Raw genomic sequence first — 23,245 nt, 5'->3', positions numbered from 1 at the left:
GCTATGACAAGGAAAATAGTTGCCCTAGCAGGTGATGGTATTGGCCCAGAAATCATGGAAGCTGGGTTAGAAGTTCTGGAGGCTTTAGCTGAAAAAACAGGCTTTGACTATGAGATTGATAGAAGACCCTTTGGAGGTGCAGGTATTGATGCTGCAGGGCATCCCTTACCTGATAAAACCCTCAAGGCAACTAGGGAAGCAGATGCCATTCTTCTAGCGGCTATCGGTAGTCCTCAGTATGATGATGCTCCAGTTCGACCTGAACAAGGACTTTTGGCTCTCCGAAAGGAACTCAATCTCTATGCTAATATTCGTCCGGTTAAAATCTTTGAGAGTCTCAAGCACTTATCACCTCTTAAGCCAGAACGAATAACTGGTGTTGACTTTGTAGTAGTACGTGAGTTGACAGGTGGAATTTACTTTGGTGATCATATCCTTGAAGAAAAAAAAGCGCGTGATATCAACGATTATAGCTATGAGGAAGTAGAACGGATTATTCGTAAGGCTTTTGAAATTGCAAGAAGTCGGAGAAAAATCCTTACCAGTATTGATAAGCAAAATGTTTTGGCAACATCAAAACTCTGGAGGAAAGTGGCTGAAGAAGTCGCGAAAGATTTTCCCGATGTAACCCTGGAGCACCAGCTAGTCGACTCAGCTGCCATGCTCATGATTACAAATCCATCTAAATTTGATGTTATTGTGACAGAGAATCTTTTCGGAGATATCTTATCTGATGAATCAAGTGTTCTATCAGGTACACTAGGGGTTATGCCATCAGCCAGCCACTCTGAAGATGGTCCGAGTCTCTATGAACCGATTCACGGTTCGGCACCTGATATTGCTGGACAAGGCATTGCCAATCCTATTTCCATGATTTTATCAGTTGCCATGATGTTGCGTGATAGTTTTGGACGATATGAGGATGCTAAGCGTATCGAAGATGCTGTTGAAGAAACTTTAGCAGTAGGAATTTTAACGAGAGATATAGGAGGACAGGCTTCGACCAAGGAAATGACGGAAGCCATTATCGCAAGACTATGAAACTAAACGAAGGAATTACTTTTGCCCTCCTGATTTGGAATCTCATCATTTTCTTGATATATGGCATTGACAAATTTAAGGCAAGGAGAAGAGCTTGGCGCATCCCAGAGAAAATCTTACTCATTTTAGCCTTTGCTTGTGGTGGTTTTGGTGCCTGTCTAGCAGGAATCGTTTTTCATCACAAGACTAGAAAATGGTATTTTAAAACAGTTTGGTTTATAGGAATGGTGCCCACGCTAGTAGCCTTATATTTTATTTGGAGGTAATGGATGGCAGGAAAATCAATTTTTGATAAATTATGGGACCTCCATGTGATTACAGGAGAAGAAGGGCAGCCTCAACTCATGTATGTAGATCAGCACTATATTCACGAGGTGACCAGTCCTCAAGCTTTTCAAGGATTGCGAGATGCAGGACGTAGATTGAGACGACCAGATTTAACATTTGGGACCTTTGACCACAATGTCCCGACGGTCAATATATACGATATTCGAGATGTAATCTCCAAAGCACAGATTGATAAGTTAGCTGAAAATGTTGAGGAGTTTGGAATTGAACATGCTGCCCACGGTTCAGAAAAACAAGGTATCGTTCATATGGTTGGTCCAGAAACAGGAAGAACACAACCAGGAAAATTTATCGTCTGTGGTGATAGCCATACTGCAACTCACGGAGCTTTTGGAGCGATTGCCTTCGGTATTGGAACCAGTGAGGTCGAACATGTCTTTGCTACTCAAACCATTTGGCAAGTTAAACCCAAGAAAATGTTGGTGGAATTTACTGGTCTCCCTAAAAAAGGAGTCTATTCCAAAGATTTTATTTTAGCCTTGATTGCCAAGTACGGTGTTGCTTGTGGTGTTGGCTACGTGGTGGAGTATCGAGGTCAGGCTATTGATGCACTGAGCATGGAAGAGCGAATGACCATCTGCAATATGTCCATTGAATTTGGCTCTAAGATGGGAATCATGAATCCAGATCAGACCACTTTTGACTATTTAAAGGGACGAGAGTGTGTACCTAAAGATTTTGATGCAGCAGTAGCTGATTGGAAAAGGCTTGTTAGCGACGACGATGCCGTTTATGACAAGGTTATCCGAATGGATGTCTCTGAATTGGCTCCTATGGTGACTTGGGGAACCAATCCTGCTATGGGGGTTGAATTTGACAGTAGCTTCCCAGAAATTAAGGATATGAATGATGAACGTGCTTATCATTACATGAACTTGGAGCCTGGTCAAAAGCCAGCGGACATTGAACTAGGCTATATTTTTATCGGTTCTTGTACCAATGCTCGTCTCAGTGACTTGCAACTGGCTGCGCGATTTGTCAAAGGGAAGAAGATTGCTCCCAATCTAACAGCAATCGTAGTGCCAGGCTCTCGTCCTGTGAAACGAGCGGCTGAGAAGTTAGGCTTGGACAAGGTATTTCTGGATGCTGGTTTTGAGTGGAAAGACCCAGGTTGCTCCATGTGCCTAGGAATGAATCCCGACAAGGTCCCTGATGGCGTGCACTGTGCCTCAACCAGTAACCGCAACTTTGAAGACAGACAAGGTTTTGGTGCTAAAACACACCTCTGCAGTCCAGCAATGGCAGCAGCAGCAGCTATTGCAGGGCGCTTCGTAGATGTTCGACAAATGCCAGAAGCCCAGTAAGGAGAGGATATGGATAAATTTACAGTTTATACGGGAACGACCGTTCCTCTTATGAATGATAATATTGATACCGACCAAATCCTACCCAAGCAGTTTCTGAAATTGATTGACAAGAAAGGTTTTGGTAAATATCTCATGTATGCTTGGCGTTATCTGGACGATAAGTACACTGAGGATCCAGACTTTGTCTTTAACCGACCAGAATACCGCAAGGCGAGTATTCTCATCACAGGGGATAACTTTGGCGCAGGTTCTTCGAGAGAACACGCAGCTTGGGCATTGGCTGACTATGGTTTTAAGGTCGTGATTGCAGGATCTTTCGGGGATATTCATTACAATAATGAACTCAATAATGGCATGTTACCAATCGTTCAACCTAGGGAAGTTAGAGAAAAACTCGCCCAGCTCCAACCAACTGACCAAGTGACGGTTGACTTGGAACAACAAAAAATCATCTCACCAATTGGAGAATTCACTTTTGAAATAGATAGTGAATGGAAACACAAACTCTTAAATGGTTTGGATGATATCGGTATTACCATGCAGTACGAAGATTTGATTGCTGCCTATGAAAAACAACGACCAGCCTACTGGCAGGATTAGAAGAAAAAAAATAGAAAAGGAAATAGAACTATGACAAAACACATTCAATGGAACGGAACACTTTCACAAGAAGGCTACGAAATTTTAAAAGGTGAGGGCGGATGTATCGTTTGTCCTACTAAGGTTGGTTACATCATTATGACTAGTGATAAGGCAGGACTTGAGCGTAAGTTTGAAGCCAAAGAACGTAATCGTAACAAACCAGGAGTAGTCCTCTGTGGTAGTATGGATGAGCTTCGCGCTTTAGCACAACTAAATCCAGAAATTGAAGCTTTCTACCAAAAACATTGGGACGAAGATATTCTTCTTGGTTGTATCCTTCCATGGAAACCAGAAGCCTTTGAAAAATTGAAAGCATATGGTGATGGTCGCGAAGAACTCATGACTGACGTTCGTGGAACGAGCTGTTTCGTTATCAAGTTTGGTAAAGCTGGTGAACAATTGGCTGCTAAACTCTGGGAAGAAGGAAAAATGGTCTACGCTTCATCTGCAAATCCTTCTGGAAAAGGAAATCGTGGTAAGGTTGAAGGAATCGGAGAACGTATCGAAGAAGCAGTGGACCTTGTTATCGAGGCAGACGACTACGTGGCATCAATCCAACCTGACAAAACGATTGAAACACGCTACGAGCAAGGTGTGATGGTCTCTATGGTCGATAAAGACGGCAAACTCATTCCAGAACAAGGTGGAGCACGTTCAACTTCACCAGCTCCAGTGGTTATCCGTAAAGGCCTTGACATCGATAAAATCATGATGCATCTGTCAGACACCTTTAACTCATGGGACTACCGTCAGGGTGAGTATTATTAGGATGTAGAAGGAGTGAGGTTTAGTCATTATTGATAAAAACAGATTTTTTAAAAGTATTCATACACAATTAAAATCAAAGTTCATTTTTTGTTGATAGGCGACTTAAGAAACATCATAATACAAGTATAAACTTGTAAATTTACCAGCAAATCAATGAACCATACTATATTCAGGGCAAGCAAGTAATGAGTTTCTAACAATAACTTTAATATGTTTGTTTATACAGTAACATTTCTCCTCTTTTTGATTTTAAATGAGTATTAAATTGCGATAAGTTGAGTTAATTGGATTAAGAACCTCAAAAAACAAAAAGGAAAGCATCTCATGAAAAGATGTTTTCCTTTTATTGTATAAGTTATCGAATAGAGTTATCATATTGCTTTTCTTCAAATTCAAAGTGGATCAAAAATGATACTTGATGAATAATGATACTCTGTAGTTTAACCATTTTATTAGTTGTTTTCGACTTGTTCACTATATTTTGGTTTTAGGGTTGTTCCTGTATTGATAATAGTGCGTTTTTGAACTAAAGGCAATTCTGTACGATTATAAACTGTTCTCCAAGGTTCCCAAGCAAGACCAGTTTTTTCTTGAATTTTTACACGAAGATTGCGAACATTTCCTCTAAATTGTAGTTCAGTTTGGAAACCAGCAGTTCTATTTTTTCCATTATCTTCCCATTCACGAGAGCGGATGCTTTCAATTCCATTTTCGTCATATGTGACTTCGTCCCAGTAAACGTAGTAACGAGCGACATACCCACCCTTATGTTGCAAATTGAGATAGCCATTCTTGTAAGAGGTAATTTTAGTTTCAATATAATCAGTACTGTTTTGGATTGTTGCAACTTGATTATCTCTTAAAAAGGCAGTTTTATAAGAAATAGGGACTGCAGGATTTTGTGTACTAAAATTAGCTCCTTCTTGAATTAATTTTTTGAGATCTTCAGGTGTTCCAGTAACTACTCGAGCAGCGCCATCAGCGTTACCGCCAACAATAACAGCTGTTACAGAAGTATTTTTCAAAACACGAGCCCATTCAGATTCAGGGTTTATAGGCACACCTTTAATGACAGCATTTATAGCTGCTTTAAGTTCTGTACTTGTACTTGTTGTTTCAAATTTAACATACATTTGACGGCCATAAGACATACTAGAAACATAAACAGGAGGTGTTTGTTCATCCAAGCCGCGATCTTGTAAATCGTTGACTGTTACATTATCACCAAAGACATCTCCAGGATTTTTTGGTGCATCAAAGTTAGCGGTAAAGTAAATTTGTTTAAAGTCGACAACTTCAATTTGTTTTTCACCTTTTTGTGCAGCTTCAAAGTCAATTTTTAAATCAACCCCAATTTTTTCAAAGTTGCTACCAAATTTTGCTTTTAGTTGATTCATACTATATGCTGAAGTAGAATCGTATTGCATACGAGCAGGTGCAGGATTGCTTGATGCATAATTTGCATTCCATCTATTTACCAGAGTGTTAATTCCTTCCTGCATACCACTGACTGTTGTGTTTGCATCAGTATAGCTATCTGATCCAGCCATTCCTGGAAGGTCCACGCTGATTCTACCCTGTTTTCTATCAATACTAACAAGTTGAGGTTTATTTTCTAATAACCCTTGATCTGCTCGGAACAAAGCGCCTAAGAAGATGTCGCTATTACCGTTAATTGAAACATCAGCTGAATTATTAGAAATACTCTTTTTCACTTTTTCAATTACAACAAACTCATTTCCTTGTTGTTTTGAAGATGTATTTGAATAATTTTCGATTGCTTCACCTCTACGAGTTAAAATATCAATTTTATTGTAGTTTAATCCGAAAAGATATTTATTCAAGTCCTTATCTGCCTGATTAGTAGATCTCATGAGGTTTTCCATAACATCTGCTTTTGGTGCTTCAGTTACAGTAGTGGCGTCTTTTTCTTCAGGTTTTGAATTGAGGTTTGGAGTATTTTCTTGTTCGTTTACTGTAGGTTCTGTTTTTGGATTAGAACTACTTGAAATTGGGGGTTCAGTAGCTTTTACAGTATTATTTTGAATAATCGAAGCTGTACTTAATAAAAAAGTTGCAATAACAACACCACAGACACCAATGCTACGTTTTCGGATAGAATAACGAAAACCTTTTTCAAGATTATTTTGAATCATATAAAGCTCCTAGTTTATTATTTCATTTTATCATCTCTTGAATGCGCTTTCTCGGGATAAAAATATTCTATCAGAAATAAAAATCTAATGCAATCGTTTTCTTGACAAAATGGACATATTTATATATATGTTTATTTTTAGAAATTTATGCTTTTTAGTGTAATTTCTCTCTCGCTAGAGAGTTTACCTACGATAATCCTCTTATGCAGCTGATCCGTCATACAATTGAATATATGAAGAATCAGAGAAGCATAGGGGGAGGAGTTCTTGATAATTTATTAACAAGTCGTGAGAATGTGGCAGAAATCGTGCGAGTAACATCCACTTATAAACTAGCTAATCGAGCTAAGATTATCAGAATAAATAAAACCAAACCTCTTCGTCATGCCTATTTTCGAGAGTACAGAAAGTTGCAAGAGCTTTGCCTGATGATCCTAAATAGAGAAAAGCATGGTTTAGGAGACCAAGAGCAAAAAATCCATGGTATTCTTTTTGATGTTGCCTGGATTTGGGAAGAGTATGTTTATACCTTGTTGCCAAAAGATTTCATCCATCCACGAAATAAGAATAGGGCGGACGGTATTTCAGTATTTTCTGACCGTGAACGAAAAGTATTTCCAGATTTCTATCATCAAAACCATAAAATCGTACTAGATACTAAATATAAAAAACTAGAGTTCACTGAAAAAGGGATCAATCGTGAAGACTTGTTCCAGCTGATTTCTTATTCTTATATTTTAGAAGCTGAACAGGCTGGGCTTGTTTTTCCCAGCAAGGAAAAGGTAGTTGATAATGAGATAGGTAAGCTAGCAGGTTATGGAGCCTTGTTGAAGAAATGGTCTATCCAAATACCTGAACAAGCCGAAAGTTATCAAGATTTTGTCAGGAGGATTGAGTTCTTTGAAAAAGTCTTTGTCGAAAATCTAGGTAAGGATTTGAAAGGTAAGACAAATACAGGGTCAATGTCTACTTATTGTCTAAATCAATAATTATAAACACGAACATTATTTGTTTTCAGTCATAATAATTGACAAAAAACGGACATTAATGTAAACTTGTTAGAGTAATTGTCTGGAAAAGACGAGGCTATTCCTAACTTTAGGAAAGTCTAAAGAAGAGAAATGAGAGAAATATGTTAAACGAATTTCCAATCTTTGACTACGAAGACATTCAGCTAATTCCAAATAAGTGTGTCCTTCAAAGTCGAGCAGAAGCTGATACACATGTAACCTTGGGGAAACATACCTTTAAGTTGCCAGTTGTTCCTTCTAATATGCAGACGATCTTGGATGAAGATGTTGCTGAACAGCTTGCCAAGGGTGGCTATTTTTACATCATGCATCGTTTTGATGAAGAAGGACGTATTCCTTTTGTCAAACGTATGCACGATCAGGGCTTGATTGCTTCAATCTCAGTAGGTGTTAAAGACTACGAGTATGACTTTGTGAGTCAACTAAAGGCTGATGCACCAGAGTACATCACCATTGATATTGCTCATGGTCATGCAGACAGCGTGATTTCAATGATTCAGCACATCAAGAAAGAATTACCTGATACTTTTGTCATCGCTGGTAATGTTGGAACTCCAGAAGCTGTGCGTGAACTTGAAAATGCTGGAGCAGATGCTACTAAGGTCGGAATCGGTCCAGGTAAAGTATGTATTACTAAGGTTAAAACTGGTTTTGGTACTGGTGGTTGGCAGTTAGCAGCCCTTCGCTGGTGTGCGAAAGCTGCTCGTAAACCGATTATTGCTGATGGTGGTATCCGTACACATGGTGATATCGCCAAATCAATCCGTTTCGGTGCGAGCATGGTCATGATTGGTTCACTGTTTGCAGGGCATATCGAAAGTCCTGGTAAAACAGTTGAAGTTGATGGTAAACAATTCAAAGAGTACTATGGTTCAGCTTCAGAATACCAAAAAGGTGCTTATAAGAATGTCGAAGGTAAGAAAATCCTTCTTCCTGCTAAAGGACATTTGCAAGATACCTTGACTGAGATGGAACAGGATTTGCAAAGTTCGATTTCTTATGCTGGAGGTCGTAAAGTAGCTGATCTTAGACATGTGGATTATGTGATTGTGAAGAACTCTATCTGGAATGGAGATGCTCACTAAAAAATATCATTACTTATTTATGCCACGAATTGGCGTGGCGTTTCTACAAGGTACCGTAAATACCTAACAATGAGTAAGCTGCAGAGATATAAGGATAGGTGTTAAATCTATTTCTTTGTTTCCTAGAGGGTTACTTGGTAAGTCTCTTTTTATTTCGGAGGTTATTGTGAAATTATTAGAAGAACGAATTTTAAAGGACGGAAACGTTCTTGGTGAGAATATTCTTAAGGTGGATTCTTTCTTGACCCACCAAGTTGATTATTCCTTGATGCGTGAGGTTGGTCGTACCTTTGCAGAGCATTTTAAAAATGCTGGTATTACCAAAGTCGTGACCATTGAAGCGTCAGGAATTGCCCCAGCCCTTTATGTTGCAGAACAGTTAGATGTTCCCATGATTTTTGCTAAGAAGGCAAAAAATATTACTATGAATGAAGGAATTTTGACTGCTGAAGTTTATTCTTTCACTAAACAAGTAACTAGTACCGTATCTATTGCAGGTAAGTTCTTATCTCCTCAAGATAAAGTATTGATTATTGATGATTTCTTGGCTAATGGTCAAGCAGCTAAAGGTTTGATTCAGATTATCGAGCAAGCTGGAGCTACAGTTGAAGCTATCGGAATTGTGATTGAAAAATCCTTCCAAGATGGTCGTGAACTGCTAGAAAAATCAGGTCATCAAGTAGTATCACTTGCGCGATTAGAGCGTTTTGAAAATGGAAAAGTTATCTTCAAGGAGGCAGATATCTAATGAAACAACAGGAAAACCACTCACAAGCAGCCGTTCTTGGTTTGCAACACTTGCTAGCCATGTACTCAGGTTCAATCCTGGTACCAATCATGATTGCAAGTGCTTTAGGGTATTCAGCTCAACAGTTGACCTACCTTATTTCAACAGATATCTTTATGTGTGGGGTTGCAACTCTTTTACAATTGCAACTCAATAAACATTTTGGTGTCGGTTTGCCTATTGTTCTTGGGGTAGCCTTCCAGTCTGTTGCTCCTCTTATCATGATCGGTCAGAGTCATGGTAGTGGTGCTATGTTTGGAGCTTTGATTGCTTCAGGGATTTATGTTATCCTGATTTCAGGTATCTTTTCTAAGGTTGCCAATCTTTTCCCTGCAATCGTAACTGGTTCTGTTATCACAACAATCGGATTGACCTTGATTCCAGTTGCCATCGGAAATATGGGAAATAACGTTGAAAAACCTACTGGGCAAAGTTTAGCTTTGGCAATGATTACTGTTCTCATTATTCTTTTGGTCAATATCTTTACCAAAGGATTTATCAAATCTATTTCAATTTTGATTGGTTTGATTGCAGGTACCATTATCGCTGCAACAATGGGCTTGGTTGATTTCTCACCAGTAGCAGAAGCTCCACTCGTTCATATCCCAACTCCATTTTACTTCGGTGCTCCGCAATTTGAGATTTCTTCTATTGTAATGATGTGTATCATTGCTACTGTATCTATGGTAGAATCAACTGGTGTGTATCTTGCCCTTTCTGATATTACTAAAGATCCAATCGATAGCACTCGTCTCCGCAATGGTTATCGTGCTGAAGGTCTTGCTGTCTTACTTGGTGGACTTTTCAATACCTTCCCTTATACAGGATTTTCACAAAACGTAGGCTTGGTGAAACTTTCAGGTATTCGTACTCGTTTGCCAATCTATTACGCAGCTGGTTTCCTTATCTTGCTCGGTCTCTTGCCTAAGTTTGGTGCCTTGGCACAGATTATTCCGAGCCCTGTTCTTGGTGGAGCCATGCTTGTCATGTTTGGTTTTGTATCTCTACAAGGGATGCAAATCTTGGCGCGTGTAGACTTCGAACACAATGAACACAACTTCCTCATTGCAGCAGTTTCTATTTCTGCTGGGGTGGGATTAAACGGAAGCAATCTCTTCAATACTTTACCGACTGAATTACAAATGTTCTTCTCAAATGGTATTGTCATTGCAAGTACAGTAGCCATCGTCTTGAATGCTATTTTGAATCGTAAAAAATAAAAATAAATGAGAAGCGATAGAAATATCCTTCTCATTTTCTTTTTTAGAGCTTGAGTATTGTTTATAGAGTCCTTTTTATGGTAAAATGGTTCTATGAATGAAAGAATGAAAGAGCTCGTTGAACTGCTCAATCGCTATGCGACAGAGTATTATACAAGTGATAATCCATCTGTATCTGATAGTGAGTATGACCGTCTTTATCGTGAATTGGTAGAGTTAGAAAAAGCTCATCCTGACCAAGTTTTACCAGAAAGTCCGACACATCGTGTTGGTGGAAAGATTCTTGATGGGTTTGAGAAATATAGTCATCAGTATCCTCTTTATAGTTTGCAGGATGCTTTTTCACGTGAAGAACTCGACGCCTTTGATGCGCGTGTTCGTAAAGAATTGGATGATGTCACTTATATTTGTGAGTTGAAGATTGATGGTTTATCGATTTCCTTGACTTATGAGCAGGGAATTTTTGTTACTGGGGCAACTCGAGGTGATGGCTCCATCGGTGAAAACATCACTGAAAATCTTAAACGAGTGAAAGACATTCCTTTATCATTACCAGAAAAATTAGATATTACTGTTCGTGGTGAATGTTATATGCCGAGAGCTTCTTTTGACCAGGTCAATCAATCTCGTCAAGAAAATGGGGAGCCAGAATTTGCCAACCCAAGAAATGCGGCTGCAGGAACACTTCGTCAGTTAGATACAGCAGTAGTAGCCAAACGTAATCTTGCAACCTTCCTTTATCAGGAAGCTAGTCCTTCAACTCGGGATAGTCAAGAGAAGGTTTTGAAACATTTAGAACAATTAGGCTTTGTGGTTAATCAAAGACGTCTATTAGCTCATAGTATGGATGAGGTTTGGGCGTTTATTCAAGAAATTGGTCAAGAAAGAGATCAGTTGCCTTATGATATCGATGGAGTTGTGATTAAGGTCAATGATCTAGCTGGTCAGGAGCAACTAGGATTTACAGTCAAAGCACCTAAATGGGCAGTAGCATATAAATTCCCAGCAGAAGAAAAAGAAGCGAAACTTCTTTCTGTTGACTGGACAGTAGGACGTACAGGAGTTGTGACTCCGACTGCTAATCTTACTCCAGTGCAACTTGCAGGTACAACTGTAAGTCGTGCAACTCTTCATAATGTTGACTATATCGCTGAAAAGGATATCCGTAAGGATGACACAGTCATTGTCTATAAGGCAGGGGATATCATTCCAGCTGTTCTACGAGTGGTAGAATCCAAGCGAGTGTCAGAGGAAAGACTAGATATTCCAACAAACTGTCCAAGTTGTGACAGTAAGCTTTTGCATTTTGAAGATGAGGTTGCCCTTCGTTGTATCAATCCGCGATGTCCTGCTCAAATCAAGGAAGGCTTGACGCACTTCGCATCCCGTGATGCTATGAATATCTCTGGCCTTGGCCCATCAATCGTGGAGAAATTATTTGCCGCCAATTTGGTTAAGGATGTTGCAGATATTTATCGTTTGACTGTGGAAGATTTGCTTTTGCTAGATGGTATCAAGGAAAAATCTGCTCAAAAGCTCTACCAGGCTATTCAAGCATCCAAAGAAAATTCTGCTGAAAAACTCTTGTTTGGTTTGGGGATTCGTCATGTAGGAAGTAAGGCAAGTCAGTTGCTTTTACAACATTTCCATTCAATCGAATCGCTAGCACAAGCCAATCCTGAAGAAATTGCAAATATTGAAAGTTTGGGGAGTGTCATTGCTCAAAGCCTACAGACCTATTTTGCTACAGAGGGTTCTGCAATCCTTTTAAGGGAATTGAAAGAATCAGGTGTTAATCTAGACTACAAAGGACAGACAGTTGCAGCAAATGCAGCCTTGTCTGGTTTAACTGTCGTCTTGACAGGAAAGCTAGAGCGTCTTAATCGCTCAGAAGCTAAAAATAAATTAGAAAGTCTAGGAGCCAAGGTTACTGGTAGTGTGTCGAAAAAAACAGACCTTGTTGTAGCAGGAGCAGATGCAGGAAGCAAGCTCCAAAAAGCACAAGAACTGGGAATAGAGATTCGTGATGAAGCTTGGCTTGAGAGTTTGTAAGCTATGAAAGAAGAAAAAAAACGCGCACGTCTCATTTATAATCCGACATCAGGCCAGGAAATGATCAAGCAAAATATCGCAGAAGTCCTAGAAGTGTTAGAGAGCATAGGCTATGAAACCAGTGCTTTCCAAACCAAACCTGAACACCTGTCAGCCCAGAAAGAAGCAGAAAGAGCTGCAAAATCTGGCTTTGATTTGGTTTTAGTAGCTGGTGGCGATGGCACCATCAATGAAGTGGTTAATGGAATTGCACCTCTGGAACATCGTCCAAAGATAGCCATCATTCCTACTGGAACTACCAATGACTATGCAAGAGCATTGAAAATCCCTATGGGGGATCCAGTTGCTGCAGCGAAGATCATTGCCAAAAATGAAACCAAGAAAATTGATATTGGTCGTGCCTTTGGCGATAAGTATTTCATCAATATTGCTGCGGCAGGAGCTCTTACAGAGTTAACCTTTAGTGTTCCGAGTGAACTGAAGACGCGTCTGGGTTATCTGGCCTACGTTGCTAAAGGCATCGAGATGTTCCCAAAATCCAAGGCCCGTCCTGTTCGTATTTACCATGATTGGGGCATCTTTACAGGAGAAGTTTCTCTTGTCTTTGTTGCCTTGACCAATTCTATTGGTGGATTTGAGCAATTTGCACCTGATACCAAGCTGGATGATGGTAATTTCACGCTTATTCTAGTAAAGACAGATAAAATCCTAGATATGTTGAGTCTGCTAGTTCAAGCAATGAACGGAGGCCAACACGTATCAGATGTCAATGTTGAATATCTGAAAACTAGTAAACTCCGAATTGAAACTTTGGATCAGGAAGAGCCGTTTATGCTTAATCTTGATGGAGAATACGGTGGCGACACACCAGTAGATTTGGAAGTATGCCATAATCACATTGAGTTTTTTGTGAATCGTGAGGCACTTGATCAAGAAATTATTAGTAACATATAAAATCAAATTTAATTTAGAAATTAGGGAGAACCATGTACAATTATCCTGTACTTATTCATTACCATCGCAAGGATGAAGCCTACGAGGCTTGCAGTTTCAGCAAAAAGCCTCTAGATTCAGTAGAGCTTATCAAAGAAGAAGAATATTTTGGAGCTAAATTTTCACTGACTCAATCGAGTGAAGTAGCCCTTGAGACCATGACTTTTACTGTTGAAAAAGATGGTGTCAGCAAAGAATATCCTATTCGCTTCAATTATTATCCACTTTTGACAGAGGTTTGGATTTTGGATGGAGATGATACAGTTTATTATTCTGAAAATCCAGCTATTGCAAGTACTCATTATAAAGACCAAAATCCTTTTGCCTTCGACAAGGCAATCAATAGTGCGAGTTTTGACCACCACTGGGGTTATCAAGGAGAGTTGGGATGTCAAGTTTCTGAAACTGAAACAAGATTTAGCCTATGGGCCCCAACCGCTACATCTGTCCAAGTAGTAGTCTATGAATCTGCAAGTAACGACGCACCTATCCTTAAAAACTTTGAAATGGAGCGAGGAAATAGTTACTCCTATAGCCACAAGTATAATACCATTGGTGTTTGGAGTTTAACAGTTCCAGAAAACCTAGCAGGTCGTGCTTACCACTACCAAATTGACTTTCCTCATCACCAGTCATTAACTCGTGATCCATATACAATAGCGACAAGTCCTGATGGAAAACGTTCAGCCATTGTCTCAAATCAAGATCGTCAGGTCGAAGGTTTTGAGGTTAAGCATGGTACAGAAGCAACTTGGCGTTTGGAAAATCCTTGCCAAGCAGTCATTTATGAAATGCACATCCGTGATTTGACTAAGTCTGAAACATCTGGTGTTGCGCCAGAATTAAGAGGAACCTTCTTAGGTGCAGCGCAAACTGGAACAGTTAACCAATATGGTCAATCGACTGCGTTTGATTACATCAAAGAACTTGGTGTCAACTATGTTCAGTTGCAACCAATTGCTGACCGTCATAAAGAATACGACGCTGATGGAAATGTAACTTATAACTGGGGATATGATCCACAAAACTACAATGCTCCAGAAACTAGCATGTCTACAAATCCAAATGATCCAGGTCAAGCTATCCGTGATTTGAAAGCCATGGTCCAAGCTTATCATGATGCTGGTATCGGTGTTATTATGGACGTTGTTTACAATCATACCTTCTCAACCGTTGATGCACCATTCCAAACAACGGTTCCTGATTATTACTATCGAATGAACCATGATGGAACCTACCAAAATGGAACAGGAGTCGGTAACGAAACTGCCAGTGAGCATGAAATGTTCCGTAAATATATGATTGATTCTCTTCTCTACTGGGTAAAAGAGTACAATATTGACGGTTTCCGCTTTGATTTGATGGGAATTCATGACGTCAAAACCATGCAGATGATTCGTTGGGCTATGGACGAAGTCGATCCGAAAATCATCCTGTATGGAGAAGGTTGGGATATGGGAACAGGTCTTGCTCCTTATGACAAGGCTAAGAAAGACAATGCCTACCAGTTGCCAAACATTGGATTCTTTAATGATAATCAACGAGATGCCATCAAAGGTTGTGAAGTCTATGGCTCTATCAAATCTGGCTTCGTCAGTGGAGCAGGTACTGAGCCGATCCTCGCAAAGGCTATTCTTGGAAGTAGAGAACTCGGTTCATACCTTAGTCCAAACCAAGTCTTGAACTATGTAGAAGCTCACGATAACTACAATTTACATGATTTGCTTAAAACTCTTCATCCGATGGAGAGTGATAAACGCATCATGAAGAAAGTAGAAACAGCAACGGCTATGAACCTCCTCATGCAAGGGATGGCCTTCATGGAACTGGGTCAAGAGTTTGGCCGTACCAAACTTGTAGCTACAGGAGAAAATGGAGAGTTGACTCACGCAGATCGTGAACGAGCAATGAACAGTTACAATGCTCCTGACAGCGTCAACCAAGTCAACTGGGATTTGATCAATGATCGTCAAGATAGTATCGAGTTTGCCCGTCAGATCATCCGACTTAAAACACAAACCAGTGCCTTTTCGTACCCTACTTATGAAGAAGTCTACCGTCATGTCTTTGTCCACACAGCCATTGAAAATAGTGGTTGGATTGTCTACGAGATTCATGGTGGTGAAGAGCACTTTTTGGTTGTATTCAATGCCAAAGGGGCTTCCTATTACTATGAAAATGCAGGGAACCTTGAAATGTTGGTAACTAATAGCCGTTCTAACCAAGAAAATGCTATTGATGATGTCAGTGTGGCAGTCTTGAATGTTTTAGCGTAAGTCTTAGAGTGAAGACAGAGTCAGTGAAGTGTAGGACAAAACTATCTTGCAGAGTCCAATGAATAAACAAAAATGTTTCAGAGACTCATTTCTACTAAAAAGCGAGGTCGGGATTTTTGATCCCGGCCTATACTTCTAGAAAGTCTCCGTTGAAGTTCAAAGTAAACCTAAAATTTTTCAAAAAAGTAGTTTATTTTCAAGTCCTAGACAGATAGAAAAAGTAGAAGTTTCATTACTAATTGAATTAAAATTATTATAGCTCATTATTTTTAGCGGGAGATAGCTATGGATATCAATACAATTACTCTGGAAAAATTCATCACTTTAAATGAAGAGGAGAAACTTCAATGCCTCAAAGACATTAAGCATACCTACCAATTCGAAAAGATAAAGGAAATCCTCTCAGAGCTTGGCTTAGAAAATTTAAGTGGCCAAGTACTTAGTGAACTAGCCAAAGTTTGTAATAATTGGAGTCAATTCGAAGAGGCAAAAACAGTTTTAGAGATGGTCTCTGAAGAAGATAGAGATGCTATTTGGTATTATCGAAATGGTTTTACCCATTGGCGTTTATCTAGTGATCCGAACAAGGACTTTGAAACTGAAGCTAATCAGGCTCTAGATTTATTAGAAAATGCTATCAAAAATGCTGACTCCCCAACAAATCCAGTTATTGAATGGTGTATTGAGTTGGTTAGAGTAGGTTATCTAAAGCAAGTTTTTGAAAACAGGCCAACAGCTTATCCCTTGTTACAAAAATACTATTTTGAAGATGTTAATGAAACTAATCAAGAAATGAAAATTGTACAAAATAAGAAATTATACAAGAATATTACGATAGAAGACGTCCAAAAGGCAAAAGACTCATGGGATATTATTAAACCAGTATACGAAACTGTTAATATCTATAACACCTATGAAGACTATCTCGATTCTGCAAAAATTTTTACTTTAGAACAAAGATACCTTCTGGCAATTATCTGGTATTTTATCGAAGTAAATAATGGAGGTCACTATCAATTTTTCGATAATTCGACAGGGATTGTCTGGGAAGATACTTTAAAGGGCTTGGAACTATTTGGAATGAAGGAGCATGCTGCTAATTTCAAAAATCTTCTTGCCTACTTTGACGGAACTATCTCCTTTGTTAGAGAAGAGAGATCGGAGCTGCTAGCACAGATGGAAGAAGAGTACGGTGATGCTTTTTATGAGAAATTGGAGCAAGCAGATAATTTTGTCTATGATTATGATGGAAATGAGAATGAGCTAAGTTTTATCAAAAAATATCCAGAGAAATTCATTTTTCATGGAAGTGCAGATAAATCGTAAAGAATAGTAAATAAAAATGAGGCTGGGACAAAAGTCCTAGCCTCTTAATTGTCTTTGGATTTTCGAGCAAGACGCAGTGGTTGAGTGGGCTCTACTACGCTGATTTCATCAGCTTTTACAGCCCTACTCAACTGTGCGGAGGTAGAACGACGAAATCGAAATCTAACGAATTACCGATTTCTCTCCCACTCTCATTTTTTAGGGAGAAATCTCTTGTTTCTGAATAGTTGCAATCTAAATTGAATGTTATAAACTCAATATTTACGGATTTTCAATATATTTTTCAAAAATATAAGGCTAAAAATTGCTTAAATCCGAATATTTTGTTACTATTATATAAAAATGTAAGAAAATGAAAAGAGGCGAAGATAAATCAGAAAATTAAAATGATTTTCCAAAGACGCATCAGAGAATTATTTTCAGATTTTCAAAATAATTTTTAAAAATATAGTAATTTACTTGAAACTTCTCTTAAAAGGTAGTATAATAAAAAATAAGAAAACGCTTTCAATTAAAAGGGGGATTAAATGGATACATTAGAAGCTTTAAGAACTTTTACCAGTGGTGAAAATTTCCATCTTCAGCACTATCTGGGAGCACATCGTGAGGAGAGAGATGGAGAGTATGGCTATACTTTTCGTGTCTGGGCTCCAAATGCGCAAGCTGTCCATCTAGTTGGTGATTTTACTAACTGGATTGAAAATCAGATCCCCATGGTTCGTAATGAATCTGGAGTTTGGGAAGTTTTTACAACTTTAGCTCAAGAGGGGCATATTTATAAATATCATATTACTCGTGCTAATGGCCATCAACTCATGAAGATTGATCCCTTGGCAGTTCGTTTTGAAGCTCGTCCAGGTACAGGAGCTGTTTTAACAGAAATTCCTGAGAAAAAATGGAAGGACGGTCTCTGGTTAGCTCGCAGAAAACGTTGGGGATTTTTTGAGAGACCAGTTAACATCTATGAGGCGCACGCAGGATCTTGGAAGAGAAATCCTGATGGATCACCATATAGTTTTGCTCAACTAAAAGAGGAGCTTATCCCATATCTAGTTGAGATGAACTATACTCATATCGAGTTTATGCCTTTGATGTCTCATCCTCTTGGATTGAGTTGGGGATATCAGCTCATGGGTTACTTCGCTTTAGAGCATGCCTATGGTCGTCCAGAAGAGTTTCAAGACTTTGTTGAGGAGTGTCACCTCAACAATATCGGTGTAATTGTAGATTGGGTGCCAGGTCACTTTACCATCAATGATGATGCTTTGGCATACTATGATGGAACGCCGACTTTTGAGTACCAGGATCATAATAAGGCTAACAATTACGGTTGGGGCGCACTTAACTTTGACCTTGGAAAAAATGAAGTCCAATCTTTCTTGATTTCTAGCATTAAGTTCTGGATTGATTTCTATCACCTAGATGGTATTCGTGTGGATGCAGTAAGTAATATTCTCTATCTAGATTATGATAATGCTCCATGGACACCAAATAAAGACGGAGGCAATCTCAACTATGAAGGCTATTATTTCCTTCAACGTTTGAACGATGTTATTAAGCTAGCTCATCCGGATGTTATGATGATTGCTGAGGAATCTTCTTCAGGAACTAAGATTACTGGCATGAAGGAAATGGGTGGACTTGGATTTGACTACAAGTGGAACATGGGATGGATGAATGACATCCTACGTTTCTACGAAGAAGACCCAATATATCGTAAGTATGACTTTAATCTTGTGACTTTCAGCTTCATGTATGTCTTTAATGAAAATTATCTCCTACCATTTTCACATGATGAGGTTGTACATGGTAAGAAGAGTATGATGCATAAGATGTGGGGAGATCGTTACAATCAGTTCGCTGGTTTGAGAAACCTCTACACCTATCAAATTTGTCACCCTGGTAAAAAATTACTCTTCATGGGTAGCGAATTCGGTCAATTTTTAGAGTGGAAATCCGAAGAGCAATTGGAGTGGTCAAACCTAGAAGATCCAATGAATGCCAAGATGAAATACTTCACATCTCAGTTGAATCAACTTTATAAGGACCACCGTTGTCTTTGGGAAATTGATACAAGCTATGACGGAATTGAAATCATCGATGCAGATAATAGAGACCAAAGTGTCCTATCCTTTATCCGTAAAGGTAAGAAAGGGGAGATGCTAGTCTGCGTCTTCAATATGGCACCGGTTGAACGTCCTGATTTCACAATTGGACTTCCTGTTGCAGGTATTTATGAAGAAATTTGGAATACAGAGTTAGAACAATGGGGTGGTGTGTGGAAAGAGCATAACCAAACAGTTCAAACTCAAGAAGGATTATGGAAGGATTATGAGCAGACTTTGACCTTTACTCTACCAGCCATGGGAGCAAGTATTTGGAAAATCAAACGTCGCTTGAAACCTGCTAAAACTGTCACAAATAAGACTCAAAAAGGAGTAGAAAATGAAGAATGAAATGCTAGCTTTAATCCTTGCCGGTGGGCAAGGAACTCGTCTCGGTAAACTCACTCAAAGCATTGCAAAACCAGCTGTGCAATTTGGTGGGCGCTACCGTATCATTGACTTTGCTCTTTCTAACTGTGCCAACTCTGGTATCCACAATGTCGGAGTTATTACACAGTACCAACCTCTTGCTCTTAACAATCATATTGGGAATGGTTCTAGTTGGGGTCTAGATGTAATCGATTCAGGTGTTTCAATTCTTCAACCTTACTCTGCAAGTGAAGGAAATCGTTGGTTTGAAGGTACAAGTCACGCGATATACCAAAATATTGATTATATTGACAGCATCAACCCAGAGTATGTATTGATCCTTTCAGGTGACCACATCTACAAGATGGATTACGATGATATGCTCCAATCACACAAGGACAATAATGCCAGCTTGACAGTTGCTGTCTTAGATGTGCCACTTAAAGAAGCTAGCCGTTTCGGTATCATGAATACAGATGCAAACAATCGCATTGTAGAATTTGAGGAAAAACCAGCTCAACCAAAATCAACCAAGGCGTCCATGGGTATTTATATCTTTGACTGGAAACGTCTTCGTAATATGCTAGTTGCTGCGGAAAAGAACAATGTAGATATGTCAGACTTTGGTAAGAACGTTATTCCAAACTATCTTGAAACTGGTGAAAGTGTCTATGCTTATGAGTTCAATGGATACTGGAAGGACGTTGGTACTATCGAATCTCTTTGGGAAGCGAACATGGAATATATCTCTCCAGAAAATGCTCTCGATAGTCGTAACCGTCAATGGAAGATTTATTCTCGTAACCTAATTGCTCCACCAAACTTCCTTGGAGAATTCGCTCAAGTAGAAGACTCTCTTGTAGTGGACGGCTGTTACGTAAATGGTACTGTAAAACACTCTATCCTCTCAACAGCAGCTCAAGTTCGTAAAGGAGCAGAAGTTGTTGACTCTGTCATCATGAGTGGAGCAGTTATCGGAAAAGGCGCTAAGATTAAACGTGCCATTATTGGTGAAGGAGCTGTCATTGCTGATGGTGTAGAAATTGACGGAACAGAAGAAGTACAAGTAGTCGGATATAACGAAGTAGTGGGGGTAGCAACAGATGAAGATTGATAAATATTCAGCCATTTTAGGAAACACAGTTGGTTTTCATGATATGTCAACATTGACAGACAACCGTCCAGTGGCTAGCTTGCCATTTGGAGGGAAATATCGTTTGATCGACTTCCCACTATCAAGTCTTGCAAATGCTGGTGTGCGTAGTATTTTCGGGATCTTCCAGCAAGATAATATCAGCTCTGTTTTTGACCACATTCGTTCAGGACGTGAATGGGGCTTGAATACTCTTCTTAGCCACTACTATCTTGGAATCTACAATACTCGTGTAGAAAGTAGCACTGTTGGTAAAGAGTACTATCAACAACTTTTGACTTACCTAAAACGTTCAGGTTCAGACCAAACCGTTTCCTTGAACTGTGATGTTTTAGTGAATATCGATCTCAATCAAGTTTTCCATTTACATAATACAACAAAATCACCAATCACAGTAGTTTATAAGAAATTACCTAAGAAAGATATTTCAGAAGTAAATGCAATCCTTGATATTGATGAAACTGACCATGTGCTTTCTCACAAACTCTTTGATAAAAAATCAGACCAAGAATACTACAACATGTCGACAGATATTTTTGTAGTAGACACTCAATGGTTGATTAAGCGTTTGGAAGAAGAAGCTCAAAAAGAATATCCAGAAAAATTACGCTATGTTCTTCGTGATTTGGCAGCAAAAGAAGGTGCTTTTGCATATGAATATACAGGTTACCTAGCAAATATTCATTCAGTAGAAACATACTATCAAGCGAATCTAGATATGCTTGATCAGCATAAATTCTACTCTTTGTTCTCACCAAATCAAAAAATTCATACTAAAGTTAAAAACGAAGAACCTACCTACTATGCATCAGGTTCAAAAGTGAACACATCTCAATTTGCTTCTGGTAGTATCATTGAAGGTGAAGTGGATAAATCTATTATTTCGCGTAATGTTCGAATCAATAAAGATAGCTTGGTTAAAGAGTCTCTTATTTTCCCTCGCGTTATCGTTGGTAAAGGTGCACAAGTCGAGTATGCAATCGTTGATAAGGGTGCTGAAATAGCTGAGGGAGTTGTCATTCGAGGTACAGCAGAAAACCCTGTTGTCATCAAAAAAGGCGAAAAAGTAACAGAGGATGTCCTTTCATGAAAATTTTATTTGTAGCAGCCGAAGGAGCCCCTTTTTCTAAAACAGGTGGCTTGGGAGACGTTATCGGAGCACTTCCAAAATCATTAGTAAAAGCTGGGCATGAAGTTGCTGTTATCTTACCCTACTATGACATGGTTGAAGCCAAGTTTGGTGATCAGATTGAAGATGTCCTTCAATTCGAAGTATACGTTGGTTGGCGCAGACAATTTTGTGGAATTAAGAAAACTGTTTTAAACGGTGTTACTTTCTACTTTATTGACAATCAATATTATTTCTTCCGCGGACATGTGTATGGAGATTTCGATGATGGTGAACGTTTTGCCTTCTTCCAACTTGCAGCCCTAGAAGCTATGGAGCGTATTGGATTTATCCCTGATGTCCTCCACGCTCATGACTACCATACAGCTATGATTCCTTTCTTGTTGAAGGAAAAATACAGATGGATTCAAGCCTACCAAGGAATCAAGACTGTTTTGACCATTCATAACTTGGAATTTCAAGGTCAATTCTCTGAAAGTATGCTTTGGGACTTGTTTAGAGTTGGTTTCGAACGTTACGCTGATGGAACAGTTCGTTGGAATGATTGTCTTAACTGGATGAAGGCAGGTATTCTCTATGCAGATCGTGTATCAACCGTGTCACCGAGTTATGCTTATGAAATCATGACTACAGAGTTTGGTTGCGGTATTGATCAAATTCTTCGTATGGAATCTGGTAAGGTTTCAGGTATTGTTAATGGTATAGATACAGATTTGTACAACCCAGAGACGGATGCTTTACTTGACTATCATTTTAATAAAAATGATTTGTCAGGAAAGGCTCAAAATAAAGCAAAACTTCAAGAAAAAGTTGGTCTTCCAGTACGTTCCGATGTACCAATGATTGGTATTGTATCTCGCTTAACTCGTCAAAAAGGTTTTGATGTGGTAGTTGAGAGCTTGCATCGAATGCTTCAAGAGGATATTCAAATCGTTCTTTTGGGAACTGGAGATTCAGGATTTGAACAAGCCTTCTCTTGGTTTAGTCAAGTATTCCCAGAAAAACTTTCTGCCAATATCACTTTCGATGTGAAATTAGCTCAAGAGATTTATGCAGCATGTGATATTTTCCTCATGCCAAGTCGCTTTGAACCATGTGGACTTTCACAAATGATGGCCATGAGATATGGAACCCTTCCTTTGGTAAATGAGGTTGGTGGTCTTAGAGATACTGTTCAAGCCTTTAATCCAATTGATGGGACAGGTACAGGCTTTAGCTTTAATAACCTAACTCCATACTGGCTCAACTGGGCATTGCAAACAGCTTTGGATGTTTATCACAACCATCCTGATGTTTGGAAGAACATGCAAGTTCAAGCTATGGAATGTGATTTCTCTTGGGATACAGCCTGCAAGTCATATCTTGATTTGTACCATAGCCTAGCAAACTAAATAGTTAAAAGGCGGTGGGACAGAAATCGATAGACAAAGTCTCGATTTCGTAGTCCCAGCCCCGCG

General features: G+C 39.1%; 17 protein-coding genes, 1 pseudogene and 1 riboswitch. Of the genes and pseudogenes, 17 read left to right on the top strand and 1 reads right to left on the bottom strand.

Annotated features, from left to right (window positions below):
* Nucleotides 1-3 precede the first annotated feature (3 nt).
* The 5 genes from leuB to AXE83_RS06190 are packed head-to-tail and all read left to right on the top strand — an operon-like array spanning nt 4 to nt 4,106.
* Nucleotides 4-1,041, top strand: coding sequence for a 3-isopropylmalate dehydrogenase (leuB, locus tag AXE83_RS06210; protein ID WP_060955811.1), 1,038 nt, complete (start codon nt 4-6; stop codon nt 1,039-1,041).
* Nucleotides 1,038-1,307, top strand: coding sequence for a DUF1294 domain-containing protein (locus AXE83_RS06205; protein ID WP_049526689.1), 270 nt, complete (start codon nt 1,038-1,040; stop codon nt 1,305-1,307). Before leuB ends, AXE83_RS06205 begins: the two co-directional genes overlap by 4 nt.
* 3 nt (nt 1,308-1,310) lie before the next feature.
* On the top strand, nt 1,311-2,693 hold the full coding sequence (gene leuC / locus AXE83_RS06200; RefSeq protein WP_060955810.1) for a 3-isopropylmalate dehydratase large subunit: 1,383 nt from the start codon (nt 1,311-1,313) through the stop codon (nt 2,691-2,693).
* Nucleotides 2,694-2,702: 9 nt separating this feature from the next.
* Entirely contained in the window at nt 2,703-3,296 is a 594-nt protein-coding gene (gene leuD / locus AXE83_RS06195; protein ID WP_049526685.1) for a 3-isopropylmalate dehydratase small subunit, read from the top strand.
* 30 nt (nt 3,297-3,326) lie between these two features.
* Entirely contained in the window at nt 3,327-4,106 is a 780-nt protein-coding gene (locus AXE83_RS06190) for an L-threonylcarbamoyladenylate synthase (protein ID WP_049526683.1), read from the top strand.
* A 452-nt stretch (nt 4,107-4,558) separates the two neighbouring features.
* On the opposite strand, the gene AXE83_RS06185 is transcribed toward AXE83_RS06190, so the two are convergent.
* The gene (locus AXE83_RS06185) at nt 4,559-6,262 is read right to left on the bottom strand and encodes a thiol-activated cytolysin family protein (protein ID WP_083500998.1); all 1,704 of its coding nucleotides are present in this window, start codon (nt 6,260-6,262) and stop codon (nt 4,559-4,561) included.
* 176 nt (nt 6,263-6,438) lie between these two features.
* Between AXE83_RS06185 and AXE83_RS06180 the strand changes: the two are divergent.
* The 12 genes and pseudogenes from AXE83_RS06180 to glgA all read left to right on the top strand — a co-directional run.
* Nucleotides 6,439-7,251 (top strand): annotated as a pseudogene (locus AXE83_RS06180) (5-methylcytosine restriction system specificity protein McrC); the annotation flags it as partial.
* Nucleotides 7,252-7,394: 143 nt separating this feature from the next.
* Complete coding sequence (guaC, locus tag AXE83_RS06175) at nt 7,395-8,378, top strand: GMP reductase (RefSeq protein WP_060955809.1); 984 nt, start codon at nt 7,395-7,397, stop codon at nt 8,376-8,378.
* Nucleotides 8,372-8,468: riboswitch (purine riboswitch) on the top strand. Its footprint overlaps the gene before it by 7 nt.
* 76 nt (nt 8,469-8,544) lie before the next feature.
* Nucleotides 8,545-9,126 (top strand): xanthine phosphoribosyltransferase, encoded by a 582-nt coding sequence (locus AXE83_RS06170; RefSeq protein ID WP_000770426.1) that lies wholly within the window; start codon nt 8,545-8,547, stop codon nt 9,124-9,126.
* Nucleotides 9,126-10,385, top strand: coding sequence for a nucleobase:cation symporter-2 family protein (locus AXE83_RS06165; RefSeq protein ID WP_000813114.1), 1,260 nt, complete (start codon nt 9,126-9,128; stop codon nt 10,383-10,385). Before AXE83_RS06170 ends, AXE83_RS06165 begins: the two co-directional genes overlap by 1 nt.
* Before the next feature lie 93 nt (nt 10,386-10,478).
* Nucleotides 10,479-12,437: an NAD-dependent DNA ligase LigA gene (ligA, locus tag AXE83_RS06160; RefSeq protein ID WP_060955808.1), complete on the top strand. Its 1,959-nt coding sequence runs from the start codon at nt 10,479-10,481 to the stop codon at nt 12,435-12,437.
* Between the two features lie 3 nt (nt 12,438-12,440).
* Complete coding sequence (locus tag AXE83_RS06155) at nt 12,441-13,391, top strand: diacylglycerol kinase family lipid kinase (RefSeq protein ID WP_060955807.1); 951 nt, start codon at nt 12,441-12,443, stop codon at nt 13,389-13,391.
* Between the two features lie 32 nt (nt 13,392-13,423).
* A complete protein-coding gene (pulA, locus tag AXE83_RS06150) occupies nt 13,424-15,706 on the top strand; it encodes a type I pullulanase (RefSeq protein ID WP_060955806.1) in 2,283 nt (760 codons plus the stop codon).
* A gap of 285 nt (nt 15,707-15,991) precedes the next feature.
* Nucleotides 15,992-17,032 (top strand): DMP19 family protein, encoded by a 1,041-nt coding sequence (locus AXE83_RS06145; protein WP_060955805.1) that lies wholly within the window; start codon nt 15,992-15,994, stop codon nt 17,030-17,032.
* Between the two features lie 527 nt (nt 17,033-17,559).
* Nucleotides 17,560-19,488, top strand: coding sequence for a 1,4-alpha-glucan branching protein GlgB (glgB, locus tag AXE83_RS06140; protein ID WP_060955804.1), 1,929 nt, complete (start codon nt 17,560-17,562; stop codon nt 19,486-19,488).
* Nucleotides 19,478-20,620, top strand: coding sequence for a glucose-1-phosphate adenylyltransferase (locus tag AXE83_RS06135; protein ID WP_060955803.1), 1,143 nt, complete (start codon nt 19,478-19,480; stop codon nt 20,618-20,620). Before glgB ends, AXE83_RS06135 begins: the two co-directional genes overlap by 11 nt.
* Nucleotides 20,610-21,749 (top strand): glucose-1-phosphate adenylyltransferase subunit GlgD, encoded by a 1,140-nt coding sequence (gene glgD / locus AXE83_RS06130; protein ID WP_060955802.1) that lies wholly within the window; start codon nt 20,610-20,612, stop codon nt 21,747-21,749. Before AXE83_RS06135 ends, glgD begins: the two co-directional genes overlap by 11 nt.
* Nucleotides 21,746-23,179, top strand: coding sequence for a glycogen synthase GlgA (gene glgA / locus AXE83_RS06125; protein WP_049548465.1), 1,434 nt, complete (start codon nt 21,746-21,748; stop codon nt 23,177-23,179). Before glgD ends, glgA begins: the two co-directional genes overlap by 4 nt.
* The last annotated feature ends 66 nt before the right edge of the window (nt 23,180-23,245 follow it).

It is taken from the genome of Streptococcus sp. oral taxon 431 (genome assembly GCF_001553685.1).
Lineage (GTDB): Bacteria > Bacillota > Bacilli > Lactobacillales > Streptococcaceae > Streptococcus.
Note: the sequence above shows the minus strand (reverse complement) of the source record. Positions and strands in the feature narration are given on the sequence as shown.